The organism is Frondihabitans sp. PhB188 (assembly GCF_003752365.1).
GTDB lineage: Bacteria > Actinomycetota > Actinomycetes > Actinomycetales > Microbacteriaceae > Frondihabitans.
In genome coordinates, this window is sequence record NZ_RJUO01000002.1 from 326715 (window position 1) to 345285 (window position 18571).

Annotated in this window: 15 protein-coding genes; 4 read left to right on the plus strand and 11 right to left on the minus strand. The window is 70.3% G+C overall.

The window, feature by feature from the left end; all coding sequences use genetic code 11:
* Positions 1–41 precede the first annotated feature (41 nt).
* Positions 42–2516 carry an ATP-dependent Clp protease ATP-binding subunit gene (locus EDF46_RS06485; RefSeq protein WP_123505468.1) on the minus strand — a complete coding sequence of 825 codons (2475 nt, stop codon included), beginning with the start codon at positions 2514–2516 and terminating at the stop codon, positions 42–44.
* A 103-nt stretch (positions 2517–2619) separates the two neighbouring features.
* Positions 2620–3258, minus strand: a complete 639-nt coding sequence (locus EDF46_RS06490) for a general stress protein (protein ID WP_233579907.1) — start codon at positions 3256–3258, stop codon at positions 2620–2622.
* 175 nt (positions 3259–3433) lie between these two features.
* Between EDF46_RS06490 and EDF46_RS06495 the strand changes: the two genes are divergently transcribed.
* The gene (locus EDF46_RS06495; RefSeq protein ID WP_123505469.1) at positions 3434–4420 is read left to right on the plus strand and encodes a helix-turn-helix domain-containing protein; all 987 of its coding nucleotides are present in this window, start codon (positions 3434–3436) and stop codon (positions 4418–4420) included.
* Here the strand turns inward: EDF46_RS06495 and EDF46_RS18290 are convergent.
* Positions 4402–4560 (minus strand): hypothetical protein, encoded by a 159-nt coding sequence (locus EDF46_RS18290; protein WP_158614176.1) that lies wholly within the window; start codon positions 4558–4560, stop codon positions 4402–4404. The two genes, EDF46_RS06495 and EDF46_RS18290, sit on opposite strands and share 19 nt — an antisense overlap.
* 60 nt (positions 4561–4620) lie before the next feature.
* Here EDF46_RS18290 and EDF46_RS06500 point away from each other — a divergent pair, with 60 nt between their 5' ends.
* The gene (locus EDF46_RS06500) at positions 4621–6054 is read left to right on the plus strand and encodes a PLP-dependent aminotransferase family protein (protein WP_123505470.1); all 1434 of its coding nucleotides are present in this window, start codon (positions 4621–4623) and stop codon (positions 6052–6054) included.
* A gap of 6 nt (positions 6055–6060) precedes the next feature.
* On the opposite strand, the gene EDF46_RS06505 is transcribed toward EDF46_RS06500, so the two are convergent.
* From EDF46_RS06505 to EDF46_RS06540, 8 genes are all read right to left on the minus strand, one after another.
* The gene (locus EDF46_RS06505) at positions 6061–8304 is read right to left on the minus strand and encodes a transglycosylase domain-containing protein (RefSeq protein WP_123505471.1); all 2244 of its coding nucleotides are present in this window, start codon (positions 8302–8304) and stop codon (positions 6061–6063) included.
* 108 nt (positions 8305–8412) lie between these two features.
* Positions 8413–10326: an ATP-binding cassette domain-containing protein gene (locus EDF46_RS06510; protein ID WP_123505472.1), complete on the minus strand. Its 1914-nt coding sequence runs from the start codon at positions 10324–10326 to the stop codon at positions 8413–8415.
* Positions 10323–11456: a peptidoglycan-binding protein gene (locus EDF46_RS06515; RefSeq protein WP_148061158.1), complete on the minus strand. Its 1134-nt coding sequence runs from the start codon at positions 11454–11456 to the stop codon at positions 10323–10325. Before EDF46_RS06515 ends, EDF46_RS06510 begins: the two co-directional genes overlap by 4 nt.
* Positions 11457–11497: 41 nt before the next feature.
* On the minus strand, positions 11498–12394 hold the full coding sequence (locus EDF46_RS06520; RefSeq protein ID WP_123505474.1) for a hypothetical protein: 897 nt from the start codon (positions 12392–12394) through the stop codon (positions 11498–11500).
* A 1-nt stretch (position 12395) separates the two neighbouring features.
* Positions 12396–12803, minus strand: a complete 408-nt coding sequence (locus EDF46_RS06525) for a peptidase inhibitor family I36 protein (RefSeq protein ID WP_123505475.1) — start codon at positions 12801–12803, stop codon at positions 12396–12398.
* 304 nt (positions 12804–13107) lie between these two features.
* Complete coding sequence (locus tag EDF46_RS06530) at positions 13108–14535, minus strand: aminobutyraldehyde dehydrogenase (RefSeq protein WP_123505476.1); 1428 nt, start codon at positions 14533–14535, stop codon at positions 13108–13110.
* Between the two features lie 116 nt (positions 14536–14651).
* Positions 14652–15251: a TetR/AcrR family transcriptional regulator gene (locus EDF46_RS06535; RefSeq protein WP_123505477.1), complete on the minus strand. Its 600-nt coding sequence runs from the start codon at positions 15249–15251 to the stop codon at positions 14652–14654.
* 56 nt (positions 15252–15307) lie between these two features.
* Complete coding sequence (locus EDF46_RS06540) at positions 15308–16729, minus strand: reverse transcriptase family protein (RefSeq protein WP_123505478.1); 1422 nt, start codon at positions 16727–16729, stop codon at positions 15308–15310.
* 183 nt (positions 16730–16912) lie between these two features.
* Between EDF46_RS06540 and EDF46_RS06545 the strand changes: the two genes are divergently transcribed.
* Positions 16913–17467 carry an RNA polymerase sigma factor gene (locus EDF46_RS06545; protein WP_158614177.1) on the plus strand — a complete coding sequence of 185 codons (555 nt, stop codon included), beginning with the start codon at positions 16913–16915 and terminating at the stop codon, positions 17465–17467.
* A gap of 19 nt (positions 17468–17486) precedes the next feature.
* Positions 17487–18473 carry a CU044_5270 family protein gene (locus EDF46_RS06550; protein ID WP_123505480.1) on the plus strand — a complete coding sequence of 329 codons (987 nt, stop codon included), beginning with the start codon at positions 17487–17489 and terminating at the stop codon, positions 18471–18473.
* The last annotated feature ends 98 nt before the right edge of the window (positions 18474–18571 follow it).

Sequence of the window (18571 nt, forward strand, 5' to 3'; positions counted from 1 at the left end):
GCCGAAACGGCGGGGAAGGGGCCGGCTGGCCGGCCGGGCCGCTAGACGGCCGCCGCCACCAGCACGTCGGCCGTCAGGCCGCCGCCGGCCACCGCGAGCCGCACGGTCGACCCGGCGGCGAGGCGCCCGTCGACCATGAGCGTCGCGAGCCGGTCGTCGATCTCGCGCTGGATCAGCCGGCGCAGCGGGCGAGCGCCGTACTCGGGCTCGTACCCGTGCTCGGCCAGCCAGTCGACGGCCTCGGGCGAGGCGTCGAACCGGATGCCCTGCGCGGCGAGCCGGGCGCCGGTCTCGGCCAGCATGAGCGACACGATCGCTGCGAGCTGCGTGCGCTCGAGCTTGCGGAACAGCACGATCTCGTCGATGCGGTTGAGGAACTCCGGTCGCATCGCCTCGCGCAGCTTGCCCATCACGCGGTCGCGCAGCGCCTTGTCCGAGCCGAACCCGCTGTGCCTGTCAGAACCGCCGCCGTCGGCCGGCCCGCCGACGAAGCCCATCGCACCGCTCCGCGACGCCAAGAACTCCGACCCGAGGTTCGACGTCATGATGACCACCGTGTTGCGGAAGTCGACAGTGCGTCCCTGTCCGTCGGTCAGGCGCCCGTCGTCGAGCACCTGCAGCAGCAGGTTGAACACGTCGGGGTGCGCCTTCTCGATCTCGTCGAGCAGGATGACGGAGTACGGGTTGCGGCGCACGCGCTCGGTCAGCTGACCGGCCTCGTCGTAGCCGACGTAGCCGGGAGGGGCGCCGACGAGGCGCGAGACGGTGTGGCGCTCGCCGAACTCCGACATGTCGAAGCGCAGCATGGCGGTCTCGTCGCCGAACAGCGACGCGGCCAGGGCCTTCGCCAGCTCGGTCTTGCCCACGCCCGTCGGGCCGAGGAAGAGGAAGCTGCCGGTCGGGCGGCGCTGGTCGCCGAGCCCGGTGCGCGAGCGCCGGACGGCCTTGGCGATCGCCGCGACGGCGTCGTCCTGACCGACGACGCGCTCGTGCAGCTCCGTCTCGAGCAGCGCGAGCCGTGAGCGGTCGCCGTCGGTGAGGCGCGCGGCGGGGATCCCCGTGGCGCGCGAGATGAGCTCGGCGATGTCGTCGGCGGTGATGACCGCGTCGGCGTTCGCGGCGAGGTCCTCGGGCGCAGGAACGCCGGACGCCTCCGCCAGCCGGGCCTCGACGGCCGTCATCGCGTCGCGCAGCCCCGACGCCTCCTCGTACCGCTCGGCCGCCACCGCGCGGTTCTTCTCGGCCTCGAGCTCGGCGAGCTCGGCCTGGAGGGCGGCGGTGTCGACGACGAGCCCGAGGCGCAGGCGACGGCGCGCGCCGGCCTGGTCGATCAGGTCGATGGCCTTGTCGGGGAGGAAGCGGTCGCTGACGTAGCGGTGCGAGAGCTCCACTGCGGCCGCGAGGGCCTCGGGCGTGTAGGTCACCGAGTGGTGCTCCTCGTAGCGCGGGGCGAGCCCGCCGAGGATGGCCGTGGCATCGGCCACCGAGGGCTCGGGCACCTGGACGGGCTGGAAGCGCCTCTCGAGTGCGGCGTCCTTCTCGACGCGGCGGTACTCGGCCAGCGTGGTGGCGCCGACGACGTGGAGGTCGCCCCGGGCGAGACGCGGCTTCAGGATGTTGCCGGCGTCCATTCCGCCGTCGCTTCCGGCACCGGCGCCGACGACCGTGTGCAGCTCGTCGATGAAGACGATGAGCTCGTCGAAGTGCGCTGTGATCTCGTCCATCGCCTTGGTGAGGCGCTCCTCGAAGTCGCCGCGGTAGCGGGTGCCCGCCACCATGCCCGGCAGGTCGAGGGCGACCACGCGCTTGTCGCGGAGCACCGGAGGCACGTCGCCGGAGACGATGCGCAGGGCGAGACCCTCGACGATGGCGGTCTTGCCGACGCCAGGCTCGCCGATCAGGACGGGGTTGTTCTTGGTGCGGCGGAGCAGGATCTCGACGGTCGCCTCGATCTCATCGGCGCGGCCGATGACCGGGTCGATGAGGCCCTCGCGAGCTCGCGCGGTGAGATCCGTGCCGTACTGGTCGAGCGTCGGCGTCTCGGAAGCCGGCTCGGCGCCGGCCGCCGCCTGCGCGGGGCCGCCGGACTGCACGAAGCGCTGCATGGCCTCGGGAGTGATCCCCGCGGCGCCGAGCAGCTGGCCGGGCGCGGAGCCCTGATCGACGACGAGCGCGAAGACGACGTGCTCCGGGTCGACGTAGGTCGAGCCGAATGCGCGTGCCGCCTGAGCGGCCTCCAGCAGGATCCGCTGGGCCGCCGCGGTCAGGGCCGGACGCTGCGGGGCATCGGCGGACGCGCCGGGGAGGCGGCCGTCGACTGCCGCGGCCAGGGCCTCGCGGTCGGCTCCGACGTAGGCGACGAGGTCGCTGGCCGGGTGGAGGTCGAGCGCGGCCCGAAGGATGTGGAGAGCGTCGAGCTCCGCGTGACCGCGCGAGACGGCGATCTCGCGCGCCGCGGCCATGAGCTCGTGCGTGCGACGGCTGAGGAGTCGGCTGATGTCGACGTTGTCGGGCATGGAACCTCCAGGAGAAACTTGAGTGCCTTTGACTCAACTCAACGCAGGAGGACGCGAGACATTCCCACCCCGCCCACAAAGGTGAGCGGGGTGGACTCAACCCTTACTTGTAGACGGCCTGAGTCAGCACCTGCGAGGCCCGGGCGGAGAACTCCCCGCGCACCAGCACCTCGTAGCGACCGGCCTCCATGGTCTTGATCGACGAGAAGTCGCGGCGGCCGCGGGTCATGGCGTGCCCGGCGAATCCGAACAGGGCTCCCCACACGGCACCCGCCACGACGGCCGTGAGGAGCACCGCGACGAGGTTCGCATTGGCGAAGATCGCGAACAGGAAGCCGAGGAACAGGCCGAACCAGACGCCGCTGAGCGCACCGCGCCCGGCCGCCTTGCCGTTGGTGAGACGCCCAGACACGTTCTCGACCGTGCGGATGTCGTGGCCGACGATCGAGACGTTCTCGACGGGGAAGCCCTCGTCGCTCAGGCGGTCCACCGCGGCCTGGGCGTCCTCGTACTTCGTGTAGGTCGCGACGACCTGCGGGTAGCCGCCGCCGGCGAACGCGCCGAAGCCGCCGGCCTGCTCGGCCTGCGATCCCGTGGAATCGGCGGCGGGCTGCGTCGTGACGGGCGGCGGGACAGCACCCGGAGGCGCGTACTCGCCGTACTGCGGGGCGGGGCCGGCCTGAGGGCGGTCGGCAGCGGGGTCTCCGGCAGAACCGGCACCAGACGGGTTGTCGTTCGACATCGAGTACTCCTTGTGAATTCAGGGACGGACCTCCACTGTGCCCTCGTCGCCTGGCGTTTTTCGGATAGTCCCCGGTCAGCGCCGGAGGTGTGCCTAACACTCGCCCACTATCAGGAAAAACACGGCCGCACCAGGGGATGACGCAAGCGTCACCCACGTGCGATCATCCCCATCGATGAGCCAGCACCACGACAGCCCGGACGCCGAGCAGACGCCCGATACCGCCCAGATCAAGGCCGACCACCACGGACGCGACCTCGACGAGGCCTTCGCCCTGTACGCGGGCAACTACAACGGCTCCGGCTTCTACGCGGAGCAAACCGAGCTGCCGTTCGCGTACCGCTACACGATCGACGGCGACGACGACGTGACCCTGCGGTCGTCGAGGTTTCTCGGATCGATCCGCGGCACGGTGCAGCCCGAGGGCGAGTACATCGTGTCGTGGCTGACCGCCGGCCAGGGCCTGATGGACATCGGCGCGGACGAGTTGCGGATGGCGCGGGGGCGACCGGCGATGTTCCCGACGGGTCGGCGGTACGCGTTCCACCTCAGCGACTTCCGGCAGAACCTCATCCACTTCGAGTCGGGCTACCTCGAGCGGATCGCGGCCGAGCGAGCCGGCGCGGAGCCGAGCCGGCTCCACTTCGACCACACGGCGATTCCCGACACGGCAGCGCTCGTGGCGTGGAACGAGGCCGTCCAGGTGGCCGCGCGCGCCATCCTCGGCACGCCCTCGACCGAGCTGCAGCAGTCCGAGGCGAAGCGGCTGCTCGCCGGAGCCCTGCTCGACACGTTCGCGCACGAGGGCCCCGAGCGGCGAGGTCTGGCGGTCGCGCCCGGCAACGCGCGGCTCGTCGCGGCCCTGGAGTTCGTCCACGAGCACGCGGCCGAGCCGATCACGACCACGGCGATCGCCGACGCGGCCGGCCTCAGCCTGCGCGGGCTGCAGCACGCCTTCCACCAGCAGTTCGAGTCGACGCCGAGCGAGTACCTCCGGGGTGTCCGCCTCGACCGGGTGCGCGGCGAGCTGCTGGCCGCGGCCCCCTCCGAGACCACCGTGTCGATGATCGCCCTCCGCTGGGGCTTCGCGCACTCGGGCCGATTCTCGTCGGCCTACGTCAAGCGGTTCGGCGAGTACCCGGCTCAGACGCTGCGGCGCTGAGTCGCGCGGCGACCTCCATCGCGGTCGGGCACCGGCCCGTAGCCGTCGCGCGCGACGGCGACGACGACCAAGGCGACGGCGACGAGGCCAATCCCGGCGAAGACGAGCAGGGCGATGATTGACGGGTCCAATGAGCTCATGTCGAGATCCAATCCTGCTTCGGCGGCCGCAGAAAGGACCAATCTCGGTAAAGTGGCTCCGTGACCACGACGACCGCCCTCGGAACCCACGCGCTCCAGACCCTCCTCGGCGAATGGCGCCACGGCGGCGTCGCGCACATCGAGCTCGCCGAGAAGCTGAACGTGCTCCTGATCGACGGCCGCGTCCGCTCGTCCACCCGCCTCCCGGCCGAGCGCGAGATCGCCCGTGCGCTCGGCATCAGCCGCACCACCGTCGTGTCGGCGTACCGGCTCCTGCGCGAACGCGGCGTGCTGTCGAGCGTCCAGGGCTCGGGCAGCGTGCTCGAGCTCCCCGACGCGACGCGCCCCGCCGACGTCTCAGGCCCCGTCGACCTCGACCTGAGCAAGGCGACCCCCCCGGCGTGGCCCGAGGTGGCCGACTTCGCCGCCCGGGCCCTCGTTCGCCTGCCCGAGCACGTCGCGCGAGGCGGCATCGATTTTCTCGGGGCGCAGGAACTCCGCCAGGCCATCGCCGACCAGTACACCGCCAAGGGCGCCCCCACCACCGCCGACAACATCCTCGTGACGCTCGGCGCCCAGCACGCCATCGCGCTCATCGCCCGGACGCTCCTCGGCCGGGCCGACCGCGTCGTGGTCGAGACGCCGAGCTACCCGCACGCCCTCGACGCCTTCCTGTCAGCCGGCGCGCGGCTCGTCGCCAGCCCGCTCCCCCTCGGCGGCACCGACGCGCCCGGCCTCGCCGAGACCCTCCGCGATGCGCGTCCTGCCCTCGCCTACCTGATCCCCGACTTCCACAACCCGACCGGCGCGAGCCTCCGCGACGACGACCGCGAGCTCCTGCTCACCACCGCGGCGCGCACCGGAACCCCGCTGCTCGTCGACGAGACCCCCGCCGACCTCGACATCGACCGGCCGTTCACCACCACCCCGTTCGCCGCGCTGCCGTCGCACGGCGCCACGGTCATCACCGTCGGCTCGATGAGCAAGCTGATCTGGAGCGGCCTGCGCATCGGCTGGATCCGTGCCGAACGCCACCTCATCGAGCGCTTCGCCCTCGCCCGGCCCGCCGGCGACATGGGCAACGGGGCTCTCGACCAGCTCGTCGCGGTGGAGGCCATGGCGCACCTGCCGCGCATCCGCGAGGCCCGGCGCATCGAGCTCGGTGCCGGGCGCGATACCGCGGTGCGCCTGCTCAGCGAGCTCCTGCCGGAGTGGGAGGTGCCGACGGTCAACGGCGGTCTGGCCCTGTGGATCGGCCTCGGCGCCCCCCTCAGCTCCGCCCTGTCGCTCGCGGCCCGCTCCCGGGGCGTCACCGTGACTGCGGGCTCGCGGTTCGGCATCGACGGCGCGTTCGAGCGCAACCTCCGAATCCCGATCACCGGCTCCAACGCAGCGCTCGAAGAGGGCATCTCGCGCCTCGCCGAGGTGTGGTCGACGCTCAGTCCGGGCTCGCGCTGGCGGAGCGCCGCCCACGAGACGGCGTTCGTCGTCTGAGTCGGGCTAGTTCTTGCCCTTGTCCGTCGGCGGCGTCGGCGCCTTGTCCGCACCCTTGTCGTTCTTCGAGTCACCCGACGGGTCGGACTTCGCCGGCGCCTTCTGCACGTAGCCGATCTCGGACTGCGGCGGGGCCGTGAAGCCCGTCGCCCCGGGGTAGGCGACGTTGAGGTCGTGGATTATCTGCTTGTCCATCGAGAACTTCAGGCCGTAGCCGTACTGCCCGTTGATGTACGTGTGATAGAAATTCGCCCCGCCCGAGATGTTGCCGACCCAGGTGGCCTGCGCGATCTTCGACGTCGAGGTGACGAGCCAGTTCTGGACGGCGCCGTCGGTGGTGCCCGTCTTGGCGATGATCGGGACGCCGTCGCCGGGGTTGGCCGATGCGGCGGTACCGCCCGGAGTGAGGACGGTCTGAAGGGCGTACTGGACGCCGTGCGCGACGTCTTCCGACATTCCCTGAGTGCACTTGGTCGGTGTGGCCGCGATCTTCTTGCCGTCGGCGCCGGTGATGCTCATGATGGCGACAGGGGAGCAGACGACGCCGTTGTTGGCGATGCCGGCGTACGCGGTGGCCATCGCGAGGGGGGCGACGTAGTTCGTGCCCAGGATCATCGACGGCACCGAGATGAACGGGTTCGCGTCGGGATCGGCCGGGTGGATCCCCATGCCGAAGGCGGCGTTCTGGATCGAGCAGAGGTCGAGCTTCTTGCCCATCTGCGCGTAGGCGGTGTTGATGGACTCCTCGGTCGCGAGCATGACCGACATCGAGCCCGGCACCGCCTCGGCGTTCGCCACGGGCCACGGATCGTTGCTGATGCCGTAGCAGCTGTTCGTGAACTCGCTTCCGGTGAAGTCGTGCTCGGAGGTCGTCACGGTCTCGTTGAGCGTGTGGCCCGCCTCGAGCCAGGCGGCGAGCGTGAAGGCCTTGAACGACGAGCCCGTCTGGAAGCCCTGCGAGCCGCCCCGGTCGTGGTCGGTGTTGTAGTTGACGCTGGTCGTGCCGGCCCCACCGGTCGATGTCTCATTGAACGTCGTGTTCTGCACCATCGTGATGATGCGACCCGTGCCCGGCTCGACCGACACGTTCGAGGCGCCGACGTTGAGACCGGGGACGCTCGTGGGCATGTATGCGCTGACCGCGGTCTGAGCCTGCGCCTGCAAGTCGAGGTTGAGCGTGGTGTGGATAGCCAGGCCGCCCTCGGTCAGGGTCTCGATGCGCTTGTCGGCCGTCTTGCCGAACGCGGTGTCGTCGAGGAGCGACAGCTCGACGTACTTGCAGAAGTAGCCGGCGTCGTACTTCGCGGCCGTCGCACAGCCGTTCGACTGCTGCGTGATGTGCGGGGTGACGGGCTGCTTGATCGCCTTCGCGTACTGCGCCTGCGTGACGAACCCCTCGATCTCCATGCGGTGGATCACGTAGTTGCGGCGCTCGAGCGTCGCGGCGTAGTGGTTCGCCTTGCCGTTGGCCTTGTTCGCCGGCTGGTCGATCCGCAGGTTGGAGGGGTTGTTGATCATGGCGGCGAGCGTCGCCGCCTGGGCGAGCGTCAGGGCCTTGGCAGGGACGCCGAAGTAGTACTCCGCGGCGGCCTGGATGCCGTAGACGGTGCCGCCGAAGCCGACGATGTTGAGGTAGCTGCGGAGGATGTCGTCTTTGGAGTACTTCTTCTGCACGCCGATCGCGTAGCGGAGCTCCTTCAGCTTGCGCGCCGCGGACTGGGCGGTGACAGTGTCGTAGCACTTGGATGCCTTCGCCTTGTCCTCCTTCGTCGAGCCGTCGTACTCCTGCGCGCAGCGCTGCACGAGCACGTTCTTGACGTACTGCTGGGTGATCGACGAGCCTCCCTGCACGTCGTGGCCGAGGGTCGTCGCGAGCGCGCCGCGGACGGTGCCCTGCAGGTCGATCGCGCCCTCGGTGCGGAAGCGGGGGTCTTCGGTCGAGATCGTGGCCCGCGCGACCCACGGCGACATCTCGTCGAGCGCCACGTCGGTGCGGTTCTGCACGTAGAACGAGGCCAGCTTGACGTCTTTGCCGCCCTTCTTGGCGTAGATCGACGACGCCTGAGCCGGCTGCGTGATCTTCAGGTAGCTCGGGAGCGCGTTGAACGTGTCGGCGGCGGTGACCACGCCCTCGCCGGCCACCGCGAGGGTCGGCACGAACAGCATGGCGGCGAGCATGCCGGCCACCACGGACAGGCCGATGAAGCCGAAGAGGGCGCCGATGATTCGGGGGGCGGAACGTTGGGTCACGCGTCAACGGTAAACGGGGTACGGCGATTCCGCGAAGAGGGCTGAGCTATTCGTTGTGAAATCGTCCTCAAGGCGGACCCTGGGCTCTGCTCCCTCTCAGTCGGGCGTCTAGAGCCGGAGTGCCTCCTGAGGCTGGATCCGGCTCGCGCGGACTGCGGCGACCGTGCCGCCCAGCGCACCCACCACGATCCCGCCGATGATCGCGGCGGGAGCGAGCAGAAGATCGAAGACAGGGATCCACTGCCGAGCCACTGTGATGGTCAGGACCGCCGCCAGGCCGAGGAACAGGCCGACCACCCCGCCGATCGCGCCGATCAGGCTCGACTCGCAGAGGACGAGGGCGGAGATGTGGACCGGCCGCGCGCCGACTGCGCGCCGGAGCCCGAATTCCCGCCGCCGTTCCAGCACCGCCAATGCCATCGAGTTTCCGAGGCCGACGATCGCAGCCGCCAGAGACACCCCCGTGAGAGCGAGAAGCGTCGACTGGACATCGCCCTCGATCTCGCCTCGGAGAGTCCTCGGGTCGGCAGGAGCGTCGACGGTGAGGGTCTGCGGGGCCGCCGGGTCGATTGTGAGCGGCGCCTGACGAGCGACCTGCGGCGCGGCCCCCGAGGCCGTGCGGAACAGCGCGATGGTCCGGCTCGGATGCTCGACCGGGAGCGCGGGATCGAAGGCCGTCACGACCGAGCCGAGGAGGTCCGGCAGCCGGGGCGACCCCTCGACGATGCCCACGACCGTCGCGTCGGCGTCGCCGATGCTCACCCACGGACCGGCGGCCAGGGGACCGAGAGCGACTTGACGAGCGAGGCTCCGTCCGAGCAGCACCTCGTCGGGGGCGAGGACCTCCGCATGCTGGGGCGCCCAGCGGATGCGGAGGCGCGCCGCCTCCTCCACACCGGCCGTCATCGACGCAACCGGCGCTTGGAGAAGGGGTCGGGTGTCCCCCGTGCGGAAGCGGGCGCTCCCGCGGTGCGAAAGGAGCCCGACCGAGTCGACACCCGCGAGCGAGGCCGCAGTGTCGAGCAGATCCGCAGTCGCCGCCCGGCCCGGACGAGGCACGGAGGCCCCCTGCTCCTCGGTGCGAGGGGCGTCCCACGAGACCGCCACGTCGCGATTGGCGTGGAGATCGAACCGGTCCGACACCTGCGCGCCCGCGGAGTGCGAGAGACCGATCGTCCCGACGGCCATCGCCACCGCGACCGCCACCGCTCCGGCCAGGCCCGCCGTGCGGCCCCTCTTCGAGACGACTCCGGCGAGGCCGTCGCGCACCACGTCTAGCACGCGAATGCGAGACGGGAGACCAGGAACTTGCAACTCGTCCGTGGGAGCCGGCGCCGCCGTGCGGAGCCGCTCGATCCGCTCGATCCTGCCGTCGCGGAGGTGCGCCACTCGGTCGGCGATCGAAGCGAGCGACGCGTCGTGCGTCACGATCACCACCGTGTGTCCACGATCGCGGAGCTCCAGCAACGCCTGCACGACCTTCTCGCCGTTGTCGGAGTCGAGGTTGCCGGTGGGCTCGTCCGCGACGATCACCGGGGGCGTGGCCGAGAGCGCGCGGGCGATCGCCACCCTCTGACGTTGGCCGCCCGAGAGCAGCGATGCCTTCTGGGAGGCGAACTCCGCCATGCCGACGTGATCCAGGGCCGCCAGCGCGCGGCAACGCCGATCGTCCCTGGACAGGCAGCGATAAAGGAGTCCGAGCTCGACACTGTCGACGACGGGCCGATCGTCGAGCAGATGGAAGCCCTGGAACACGAACCCGAAGGTGCTGGATCGGGCTTCCGCCAGGGCCCGAGTCGAACTCGCGGCGACGTCGACGCCGTCGAGGACGTACTGCCCTTCGTCGGGCCGGTCGAGCAGACCGATCACGTTGAGAAGCGTGGACTTGCCCCCACCGGACGGACCGACGATGACCAGGAGCTCACCCGCCTCGACCTCGAGCGCGACTTCCCGGAGTGCTCGGGTCTCGACGGCTCCGCGGAAGGTCCGGGCGATTCCGGTCAGCCGAATGAGGGGTGTCATCCGACTCGCACCCGGTCGGACTCGTGGAGTTCGTCGGCGTCCAGGGGCTCGACGGCGCTCAACCCATCCAGCTCACCCAGCTCCTGCACGGCGATCCGGTGAAACTCCCCCGTCCGCTTCCGAACCAGAAGGTGCGACCGGCCCGCGCCGCCCCCACCGGCTACCGCCACCGACGGCACGAGAAGCGCATCCTTCTCGACCACCTCGACTTCCAGGACCACGACGCCGCTCTGCCCGATCACCTCCCCAAGGCCGGTGGTCGCCGGTTTCAGTCGCACGCTCCTGTCCTCCGCTTCGGGCTCTCCGGTCACGGAAGTCACCGACACGGCCACCGGCTCTCCTCCCGCGATCGCTACAGACCCGGTCGTGGCACTGGTGATCCCCTCGGACGCGAGCCGCGGGATACTGCCTCGGAGAATCGCCGCTCCGCGCCCGAGGACGATCCGGGACTCGTCCGTCACCTTCGCTCCCTCGGGCGGCGCCGTGACGACCGTGGCCGGGAGAGCTGAGGCGACGGTCAGCTCGGCAAAGGGTACGAGCACCCGTCGTGCCACACCGACGGATTCGGTGTCGACCGATGACGTCTCCGTCTCGCGTGGAGCGGCATCTTCTTCGGGGGCCGAGCCCGTACCCGGCGCCTCGGGCACCGAGTAGCCCGCCCGGTCGTAGAGGCCTCGGACCGCTCGCGCCGTGACATCCCCGAACACGCCGTCCGCTCCGGAGCCGAGGCCCGCTGCGGCGAGCCCGGCTTGGAGCTGGCGGACGTCGGGGCCGGTGTCGCCCTCGCCGAGATCCCGGTAGAAGGGGAAAAGGCCCGCGACTACGAAGACTGGGCGGCCGTTGACCTCGGCCACGACGGCACCCGCCCCGACTGCCTCCCCCGCGGACGACACGGATTTCGTGATGTAGGTCCGCGCCTCGTCGCGGGGTGCGAGCGCCACATCGAGCTTCTCGGCTCTCGCGACCTCGGCGGCGAACGACACGGTCCGTACGAGGTCTCCCCGCTCGACCGCTGCAGTCACAGGCCCCGGTGTCGGGGGTGCCGCCGCTGCCTCCCGCTGTGCGGGCGACTGGAAGGCGCTGGCGAGCCCCCACCCGCCCGCCACCAGACAGAGGGCGACCAGTGGCACGACGACGGCCGTGACTCTCCGTCGGGGGAAGCGGATCGGCCTCATCGTGTCGCGGAGTGCTCGGCCAGGATCTTCTTGGCCCGGTCGACCCGTTTGTCGGCCTCGACCTTGTAGCGTTCGAGCTCGTCGGCGTTGGCGGAGAGCGCCGCCGCCTGGGCGTCCCACTCGGCGTCATAGGCGGCGGCGGCGTACCCCGAACTCACCTGGCACTTCGCATCCGCGACGGCGACCCGGCGCTCCTCCGGTGGCACGTTCGTCTCCTCGCCGGGAGCAATGACCACGTCGACGCCACTTGGACGGAGAGCATCGATCGAAGGCGACGGCATCTCGTTCGGATTATCCGGCAGGTCGGGAACGCCGACGGCCTTCATGCACAGCTTCCACTCGTCTGCCGCGTGGCGCACCGGAACGCTCGCATACGCATCGTCGTAGGCAACGCCGGCCAGACTATGGGCGAGTTGATAGGGATCAGAGACCGAGCTTCCCTCGATGGCCGCCCTGCTCTTATCGAGGCAGGAATCGAAGAGCCCATCGGCAGCTGCTCCGACGCTCCTATCTATCTTCTCGTCAAGACTGCGCATTCGTGTGATCTCGGCGATCGTCAAGTCGTACTCGAACGAGTTGCCGTATCCGTATTTCGATGCAAGCGGCTCATTGAAGAGCTTTCGGTGGGCTGCATTCCACGATTCGCCCGGCCTTGTCGACTCATCGATGCGGCTGAATGAGAGGGAACGACCGTCCTGACGAAAGCAGTCCTCGATCAAGGTGTTCTCGGCCTGTTCCGCGAGATTGACCAATGGCGAGCTATAGGCGTCCAAGGGCAGCCGCCAGGACGAATGGTGCTTTTCGGGCAACACCACTCCTGCCTGCGTGGAGCTGCACGCAGCTACAGAGGCGATGGCGACGACGCCAAGGCCGGATAGGAAAATGCGGCCCATCTCAGTAGCAGTAGGTCTCGAAGCAGGCGGAAGACACCTTGTCGTTCAAGCTGACGCTTCCCAGATTCGGAATTCCCGTCTGACGCGCGAGGGTCACCTTCGTCCCTTTGTAGCGAGAATCCTTGAACCACATCGCCCGCTTCACGTTTCCGTTGTTGTAGACCGACGAAGCAGCGTCGTTCGTCTTCGGGTGATACGAGGTCGCCCAGTACCCGATGGGCTCGTAGTCCTTGACATTGCGGCTGAAGTGGATGTAACCCCAGCCGTAGTTGGCGTCCTCGTAGGTGCAGCCGACGCCTTTCTCACACGCGCGAGGCGCAGCAGATGCGGGTGCCGCGGCGGCGATGCCGACACCGGCAATGACCCCCGTGGAGGCCAGGACGGCTGTGATTGATCGAATAACGCGCATGAGAACTCCTTGACTTCACCCCATGGGTGAGAGACCGGAACGACAGATCTTTCTGTCATTTCAGTGTCACGTTATTCATTTACATTCGCGGGTGCAACGTGAAGGGATCTCAAACGACCGCCCGCAGTCGGGCCGTGAACTGCAGTGCGCGACCCTGCACTGGTCCGGCAGAAGCTCGCGCGCCGGAGGAAGAGTCCGCGTCATCCGGCACGGGAACCCCGCCGTGTCGGCGACTCTCCCCGATCTGGGCGTTCTCGCCGGCGAGAAGCCTCGATCTGGGCTGATGGCGCCGGCAACGACCGGCTCAGCCGATGTACGACATCACGTGCTTGATGCGCGTGTAGTCCTCGAAGCCGTACGACGACAGGTCTTTCCCGTATCCCGAGTGCTTGAAGCCGCCGTGCGGCATCTCGGCGACGATCGGGATGTGCGTGTTGATCCACACGCACCCGAAGTCGAGCCGCTTGGCGCAGCGCAGGGCCCGAGCGTGGTCGCGGGTCCAGACGCTCGAGGCGAGGCCGTACTCGACGCCGTTGGCGAGCGCCAGGGCCTCGGCCTCGTCGGCGAAGCGCTGCACGGTGATGACGGGCCCGAAGATCTCCTGCTGCACGGCCTCGTCGCCCTGGAGGAGCCCCGAGACCACCGTCGCCTCGTGGAAGAACCCGACGTCGCCCTGACGGTGGCCCCCGGCCTCGACGACGGCGTGGTCCGGCAGGCGCGACAGGAACCCCTGCACCTGGGCGAGCTGGGCGGCGTTGTTCACGGGACCGAAGGCGGCCCCCGGGTCGGCCGGGGCGCCGACGTGGGCGTGGCTCCGGGTGCGGGCTGCGAGTTCCTGCGTGAACTCGTCGGCGATGCCCGCCTGCACGAGCACTCGCGTCGCGGCCGTGCAGTCCTGGCCGGCGTTGAAGAACCCCGCCGACACGATCCCCTCGACCGCCAGGGCCACGTCGGCGTCGTCGAACACGATCACCGGCGCCTTGCCGCCGAGCTCGAGGTGCACGCGCTTCAGGTCGTCGGCCGCCGAGCGCGCCACCGCCATGCCCGCCCGGACCGAGCCGGTGATCGACACGAGCTGCGGGGTGCGGTGCTCGATCATCGCCGCGCCCGTCGAGCGGTCGCCGGTGATGACGTTGAGAACGCCCGGGGGCAGGAACTCCGCGGCGACCTCGGCGAGCAGCAGCGTCGAGAGCGGCGTGGTGTCGCTCGGCTTCAGCACGGTGGTGTTGCCCGCGGCGAGCGCCGGGGCGAACTTCCACACCGCCATGTTGAGCGGGTAGTTCCAGGGCGTGACCTGGCCGACGACGCCGATCGGCTCGCGGCGGATGAACGACGTGTGGTCGGGCATGTACTCGCCCGCGCTCATGCCCTGGAGGTGGCGGGCCTCGCCGGCGAAGAAGCGGATCTGGTCGACCGACAGCAGGATCTCGTCGGCCACCAGGCTCGCGCGCGGCTTGCCGGTGTCGGTCGACTCGGCGTCGGCGAACTCCTCGGCCCGCGCCTCGATCGCGTCGGCGATGCGGAAGAGCGCCAGCTGCCGCTCGGCCGGGGTCGTCTCGCCCCAGGTCTCGAACGCGGTCGCGGCGGCGCGGTAGGCACGGTCGACGGTCTCGCGGTCGGACACCGGCGAGATGCCGTAGGTGTCTTCGGTCGCCGGGTCGATCAGGGCGAACGAGTCGGTGCCCGTGGCGTCGACGTACTCGCCGTCGATGAAGTTGCGGAGGGTGGCCATGGGCCGACCCTATCGATGCCCCGCCCGAGAAATTCAAGGACTTTTCGGCACGCGCAGCGCCGGATCGCACTGAGGCCGTTGCGGCTGGCGAGAATCTCCTTGAATTTCAGGAAGCTCTAGGGGGCGAGCGTGCCGGCGGCGAGGCCGATGCTCACCTCGAGCGAGCGGGTGAACAGCTCGACGCGCTCGTGCTCGTCGAGGTAGCCCACCAGCCCGTAGACGGTGGTGCTGTCGATCAGGGCGAAGAACTGGCGGGCGGCCAGCCCCGGGTTGGTGACCGAGAAGTCGCCTGACGCGGTGCCCGCGATCAGGAGGGCGACCAGGGTGTCCTGCCACTCGTGCAGCCGCTCGCGGAGTGCCGTCGCCACGAACTCGCTGTGGCGCCCCACGCTCCAGGCGTCGGCCCAGATCGTCTTGTCGAGGCTGTCGTCGGTCACGAGCACGGCCGAGACCAGAACCCGGAGGGCCGAGAGAGGGGTCGCCTCGGCGGCCATTGCCGTGGTGATGCCCACGAAGTCGGCGCGGGCCACGTCCGAGAAGGTCCGGGCGACGAGGGCGTGCATCGACGGCTCCTCGGCAGCCACGACACCCGGGGTCAGGCCGGTGACCGCGCAGAGGCGTCGGAGCGTGATCGTCGAGAGACCGGTCGAGAGAGCGATGTCGCGCGCCGCGTCGTCGATCGCCTTGCGAGTCTCGGTGAGAACGCTGGATGTCATCCTGACAGGCTAAGCGACCCGGCCGTTTTCGACAGTCCCCCAAGCGGGCGAGGTGCTCAGTCCCAGCGAATGAGATCGAACTCGGCCCGCAGCCGTGCGCCCCGGGCCGGATGCAGCTGCTCGACCCAGGCGATCCGCCCGAGCAGGTGCTCGCGGAACGCCGGGTGCCCGTCGCGGTTCTGCGAAGCAGGTCCGTACCGCACGCAGTTGTGCACGATGGCTTTCAGCCGGTCGTGCTCCGTCCTCCCCGGCGAGGTCGTCTGGTTCACCACGATGCCGGTCACGGTCTGGCGCACCCCGGCCCGCCGCACGCGCGTCTTCCTCGCGTTGACCGTGTGCCCCTCGTCGGTGACGATCCGCTCGACACCCCGGAGGAACGCAGGAACTCGCCCGCCCAGCTCCCCGTCGCCCGAGAACGACAGGTCGTCGGCGTACCGGGTGTACACGGCCTCCGCCGCACGCGCCCAGCCGTCGAGCCTCCGGTCGAGGCCGGCGAGGCTCAGGTTCGCGAGCGCGGGAGACGACGGCGCGCCCTGCGGCAGGTGCGGCGCCGCGAGCGCGCGCCGCAGCTCGAACCGCTCGGTCGAGGAGCCTCCGTCGGGCATCGCCGAGAGCACATGCACGGGGACGGCGTGCGTGCAGACGCCGGCCAGGAGGTGCGCGACAGGTTCAGCGAGGCCGGCCCGGCGGAACAGCCCGTACACCTGGCGGGCGCTGACGGCGGCGAAGAACGAGACCAGATCGAGCGCGAGCACGACCTCGCGCCCGGTGTGGAGTGCCGCGCCCGTGACGGCGCTCCTGCCCGGGACGAAGCCGTGCGCCGCGTCGTGCAGCGGCATCGGCGCCAGCAGCTCGTCGAGCACGGTGCGCTGCACGGTCTTCAGGAGGCCGAGCGGCACCTCGAGGAGCCGCGGCGTGCGCCCGGGGCGGCTGACCCACTCGTAGCGGTAGTGGTGAAGTGGGCCCGCGGGAGCGCGTCGGTTCCACCCCTTCGTGTCGGCGAACCACTCCAGGCGGCCGACCGTCACGCCGAGGAGGCGCGCGAGGTCGGCGACCGTGTCGACGCGCGGGCCGGGCCCGACAGCGGCGACGGGGACGACCTCGCGCGAGAGCACGACGACCGGCGCTCGTTCGGCGCTGCGCCGCACGGCCTCGACGAAGCCGGGCAGGGCCACGATTAGCCGTGCCGTCGTGCGCGGCGAGTCGAGGATCGGCCGGGGCAGCGCCTGCAGGACGCCCAGGACCGCCAGCGGCACGAAGCGCCGGCCCGACCCGAACGCCGCGGTGCCTGCCGCCGACAGACTGCGGACGTCCCACCCGGGTGCAGCGGCGAAGGCATCGGCCAGCACCACGGCCACCTCGTACGGCGAGGCCCCGGAGGGCTGCCCGCCGCGGGCGTGCAGGCGACCGCCGGACGACTCATCGGCCGGTGCGGGAGGCAGGGTGCGCGAAGCGCGCTTCGCCTCTCGCGGTGTCATGTCGTGGTCAATCCTCGTCCCCCGGGGTAGCCCCGGAGAGAACCGCGCTCATCGAACGCGGTCCGCCTCGTCCGGTGGTCGCCGCACGACGCTCACGCTAAGCCGTGCCCCGGCCAGCCGCAACCCGCCGCCGCCCGATGTCACACTGGGCTCTCCCCAGACACCTCATGAGTGGAGGTGACCGTGAAGAGACCACGAGACGACACCGACGAGCATGAGCTCGTCCGACTGGCCCAGCGGGGCGACGAGCAGGCGTTCGCGACGTTGTTCGACCGACACTCGCGCACCGTCTACCGGTACGCCTGGGGACTCGCCGACGTCCGGTCCGACGCCGACGACCTCGTTCAAGAGACGTTTCTCGTGGCCTGGCGGCGCCGCGCCACGATCAGGATCGTCGACAGCTCCGTCGTTCCGTGGCTGCTGACCACGTGCCGCAACGTGTCGCTCAACCTGAACCGACAGCGACGCCGGCTCCGCACGGACGAGCTCGCCGAGGCGTCTGTCGGCGACCCGACCTGGCACCGCCGGATCGACCAGGAGGCCGCCGCTGAGGAGCTGACCTGGGTTCGCGACGAGATCGCGGCCCTCTCGGAGGTAGACCGTCGGCTCTGCCAGCTGTGCCTGATCGAGGGCCGCAGCTACGAGGACGCCTCGATGCTGCTCGGCCTCACCGCGGCCTCCGCCCGCAAGCGCATCCAGCGCACCCGCTCCCGACTCCGCGCCCTGCGCGCCGACTGACTCCTCTGAAAGGTCCATCATGATCTCCATCGCACCGCCCGACGGCGCCGCACTCGACGAGGCGCTCCGTCCCATCCGCTCCACCGTCATCGACGTCACCCACACCCGGCGCCGCGTCCGCCGCGCGGGAGCGGCGACGGCCGGCGCCGTGCTCGTCCTGTCGGCCGTCCTGGTGGCAGCCAACGTGCTCGGCGTCAGCGTTCCGGGGACGGCAGGCCACGGCGCCTCGGCCGAGGCGGCCGGGGTGCTGCATCACGCGGCCGTCACAGCCATCGGCGAGAGCGACCCCGTCGTGAAGCCGGGCCAGTTCGTCAAGGTCGTCACCGTCGAGACGAGCGTCGGCCAGTACGGCGTCACCGACGACGGCCCGGCGAAGTACGGCGTCCAGATCATGGAGACCCGCACTCTCTACATCCCCGCCGACCCTGCATCCGACTGGGTCCTGGTCAGGAAGACCGAGGCTCCGACCACGTTCCTGCCCGCGGCCGATGCCGCCGCCGCGAAGGCCGAGTACGACAAGAACGGCACGCCTTATCCCGAGGGCACGTGGCACGCCAGAGACGGGGAGTTCTACGGCACCCCGTGGTCGGTCCAGGGACTCGACGCGATGCCCACCGAGCCTCACGCGCTCCTGGCCTACTTCGACTCGCACTACACCGGCGGATCCGCCAGCCGCGAGGAGGACACCATGGTGCGTGCGACCGAGGTGCTGACGAGCGGGACCGCGACCGCGAAGCTCCGCTCGGCGATCTACGGCATGCTCGCACTGCTCCCGGGAGTCGAGGTGACCGATGACGCCGCCACCGTCGATGGCCGCACCGGTATCGCGATCGGGCGCTCCGAGCCCAACCGCGGGGGCGAGCACCAGGAGATCATCATCGACCCGGCGACCGGCCAGCTGATCGGTTCGCGTGTCATCGAGGCGCAAGCGTACGGCCCCCTGCCCGCGGGGACGGTCTGGGACTCCACCGCTGTGACGACGTCGGTCGCCGACACCGCACCCTGATTGGGCGAGAGGCCCCGATCTGGGCGATGGCAGCAGCCATCTGCCCAGATCGGGGCTTCTCCGCGACGAACCGAGGCGACGGGCGCAGGAACTCGCGG

Bases quoted from the DNA above. Each gene is read 5' to 3' on its own strand.
- EDF46_RS06485 (WP_123505468.1), bottom strand. From the start codon at position 2,516: ATGCCCGACAACGTCGACATCAGCCGACTCCTCAGCCGTCGCACGCAC.
- EDF46_RS06490 (WP_233579907.1), bottom strand. From the start codon at position 3,258: ATGTCGAACGACAACCCGTCTGGTGCCGGTTCTGCCGGAGACCCCGCT.
- EDF46_RS06495 (WP_123505469.1), top strand. From the start codon at position 3,434: ATGAGCCAGCACCACGACAGCCCGGACGCCGAGCAGACGCCCGATACC.
- EDF46_RS18290 (WP_158614176.1), bottom strand. From the start codon at position 4,560: ATGAGCTCATTGGACCCGTCAATCATCGCCCTGCTCGTCTTCGCCGGG.
- EDF46_RS06510 (WP_123505472.1), bottom strand. From the start codon at position 10,326: ATGACACCCCTCATTCGGCTGACCGGAATCGCCCGGACCTTCCGCGGA.
- EDF46_RS06520 (WP_123505474.1), bottom strand. From the start codon at position 12,394: ATGGGCCGCATTTTCCTATCCGGCCTTGGCGTCGTCGCCATCGCCTCT.
- EDF46_RS06525 (WP_123505475.1), bottom strand. From the start codon at position 12,803: ATGCGCGTTATTCGATCAATCACAGCCGTCCTGGCCTCCACGGGGGTC.
- EDF46_RS06530 (WP_123505476.1), bottom strand. From the start codon at position 14,535: ATGGCCACCCTCCGCAACTTCATCGACGGCGAGTACGTCGACGCCACG.
- EDF46_RS06535 (WP_123505477.1), bottom strand. From the start codon at position 15,251: ATGACATCCAGCGTTCTCACCGAGACTCGCAAGGCGATCGACGACGCG.
- EDF46_RS06540 (WP_123505478.1), bottom strand. From the start codon at position 16,729: ATGACACCGCGAGAGGCGAAGCGCGCTTCGCGCACCCTGCCTCCCGCA.
- EDF46_RS06550 (WP_123505480.1), top strand. From the start codon at position 17,487: ATGATCTCCATCGCACCGCCCGACGGCGCCGCACTCGACGAGGCGCTC.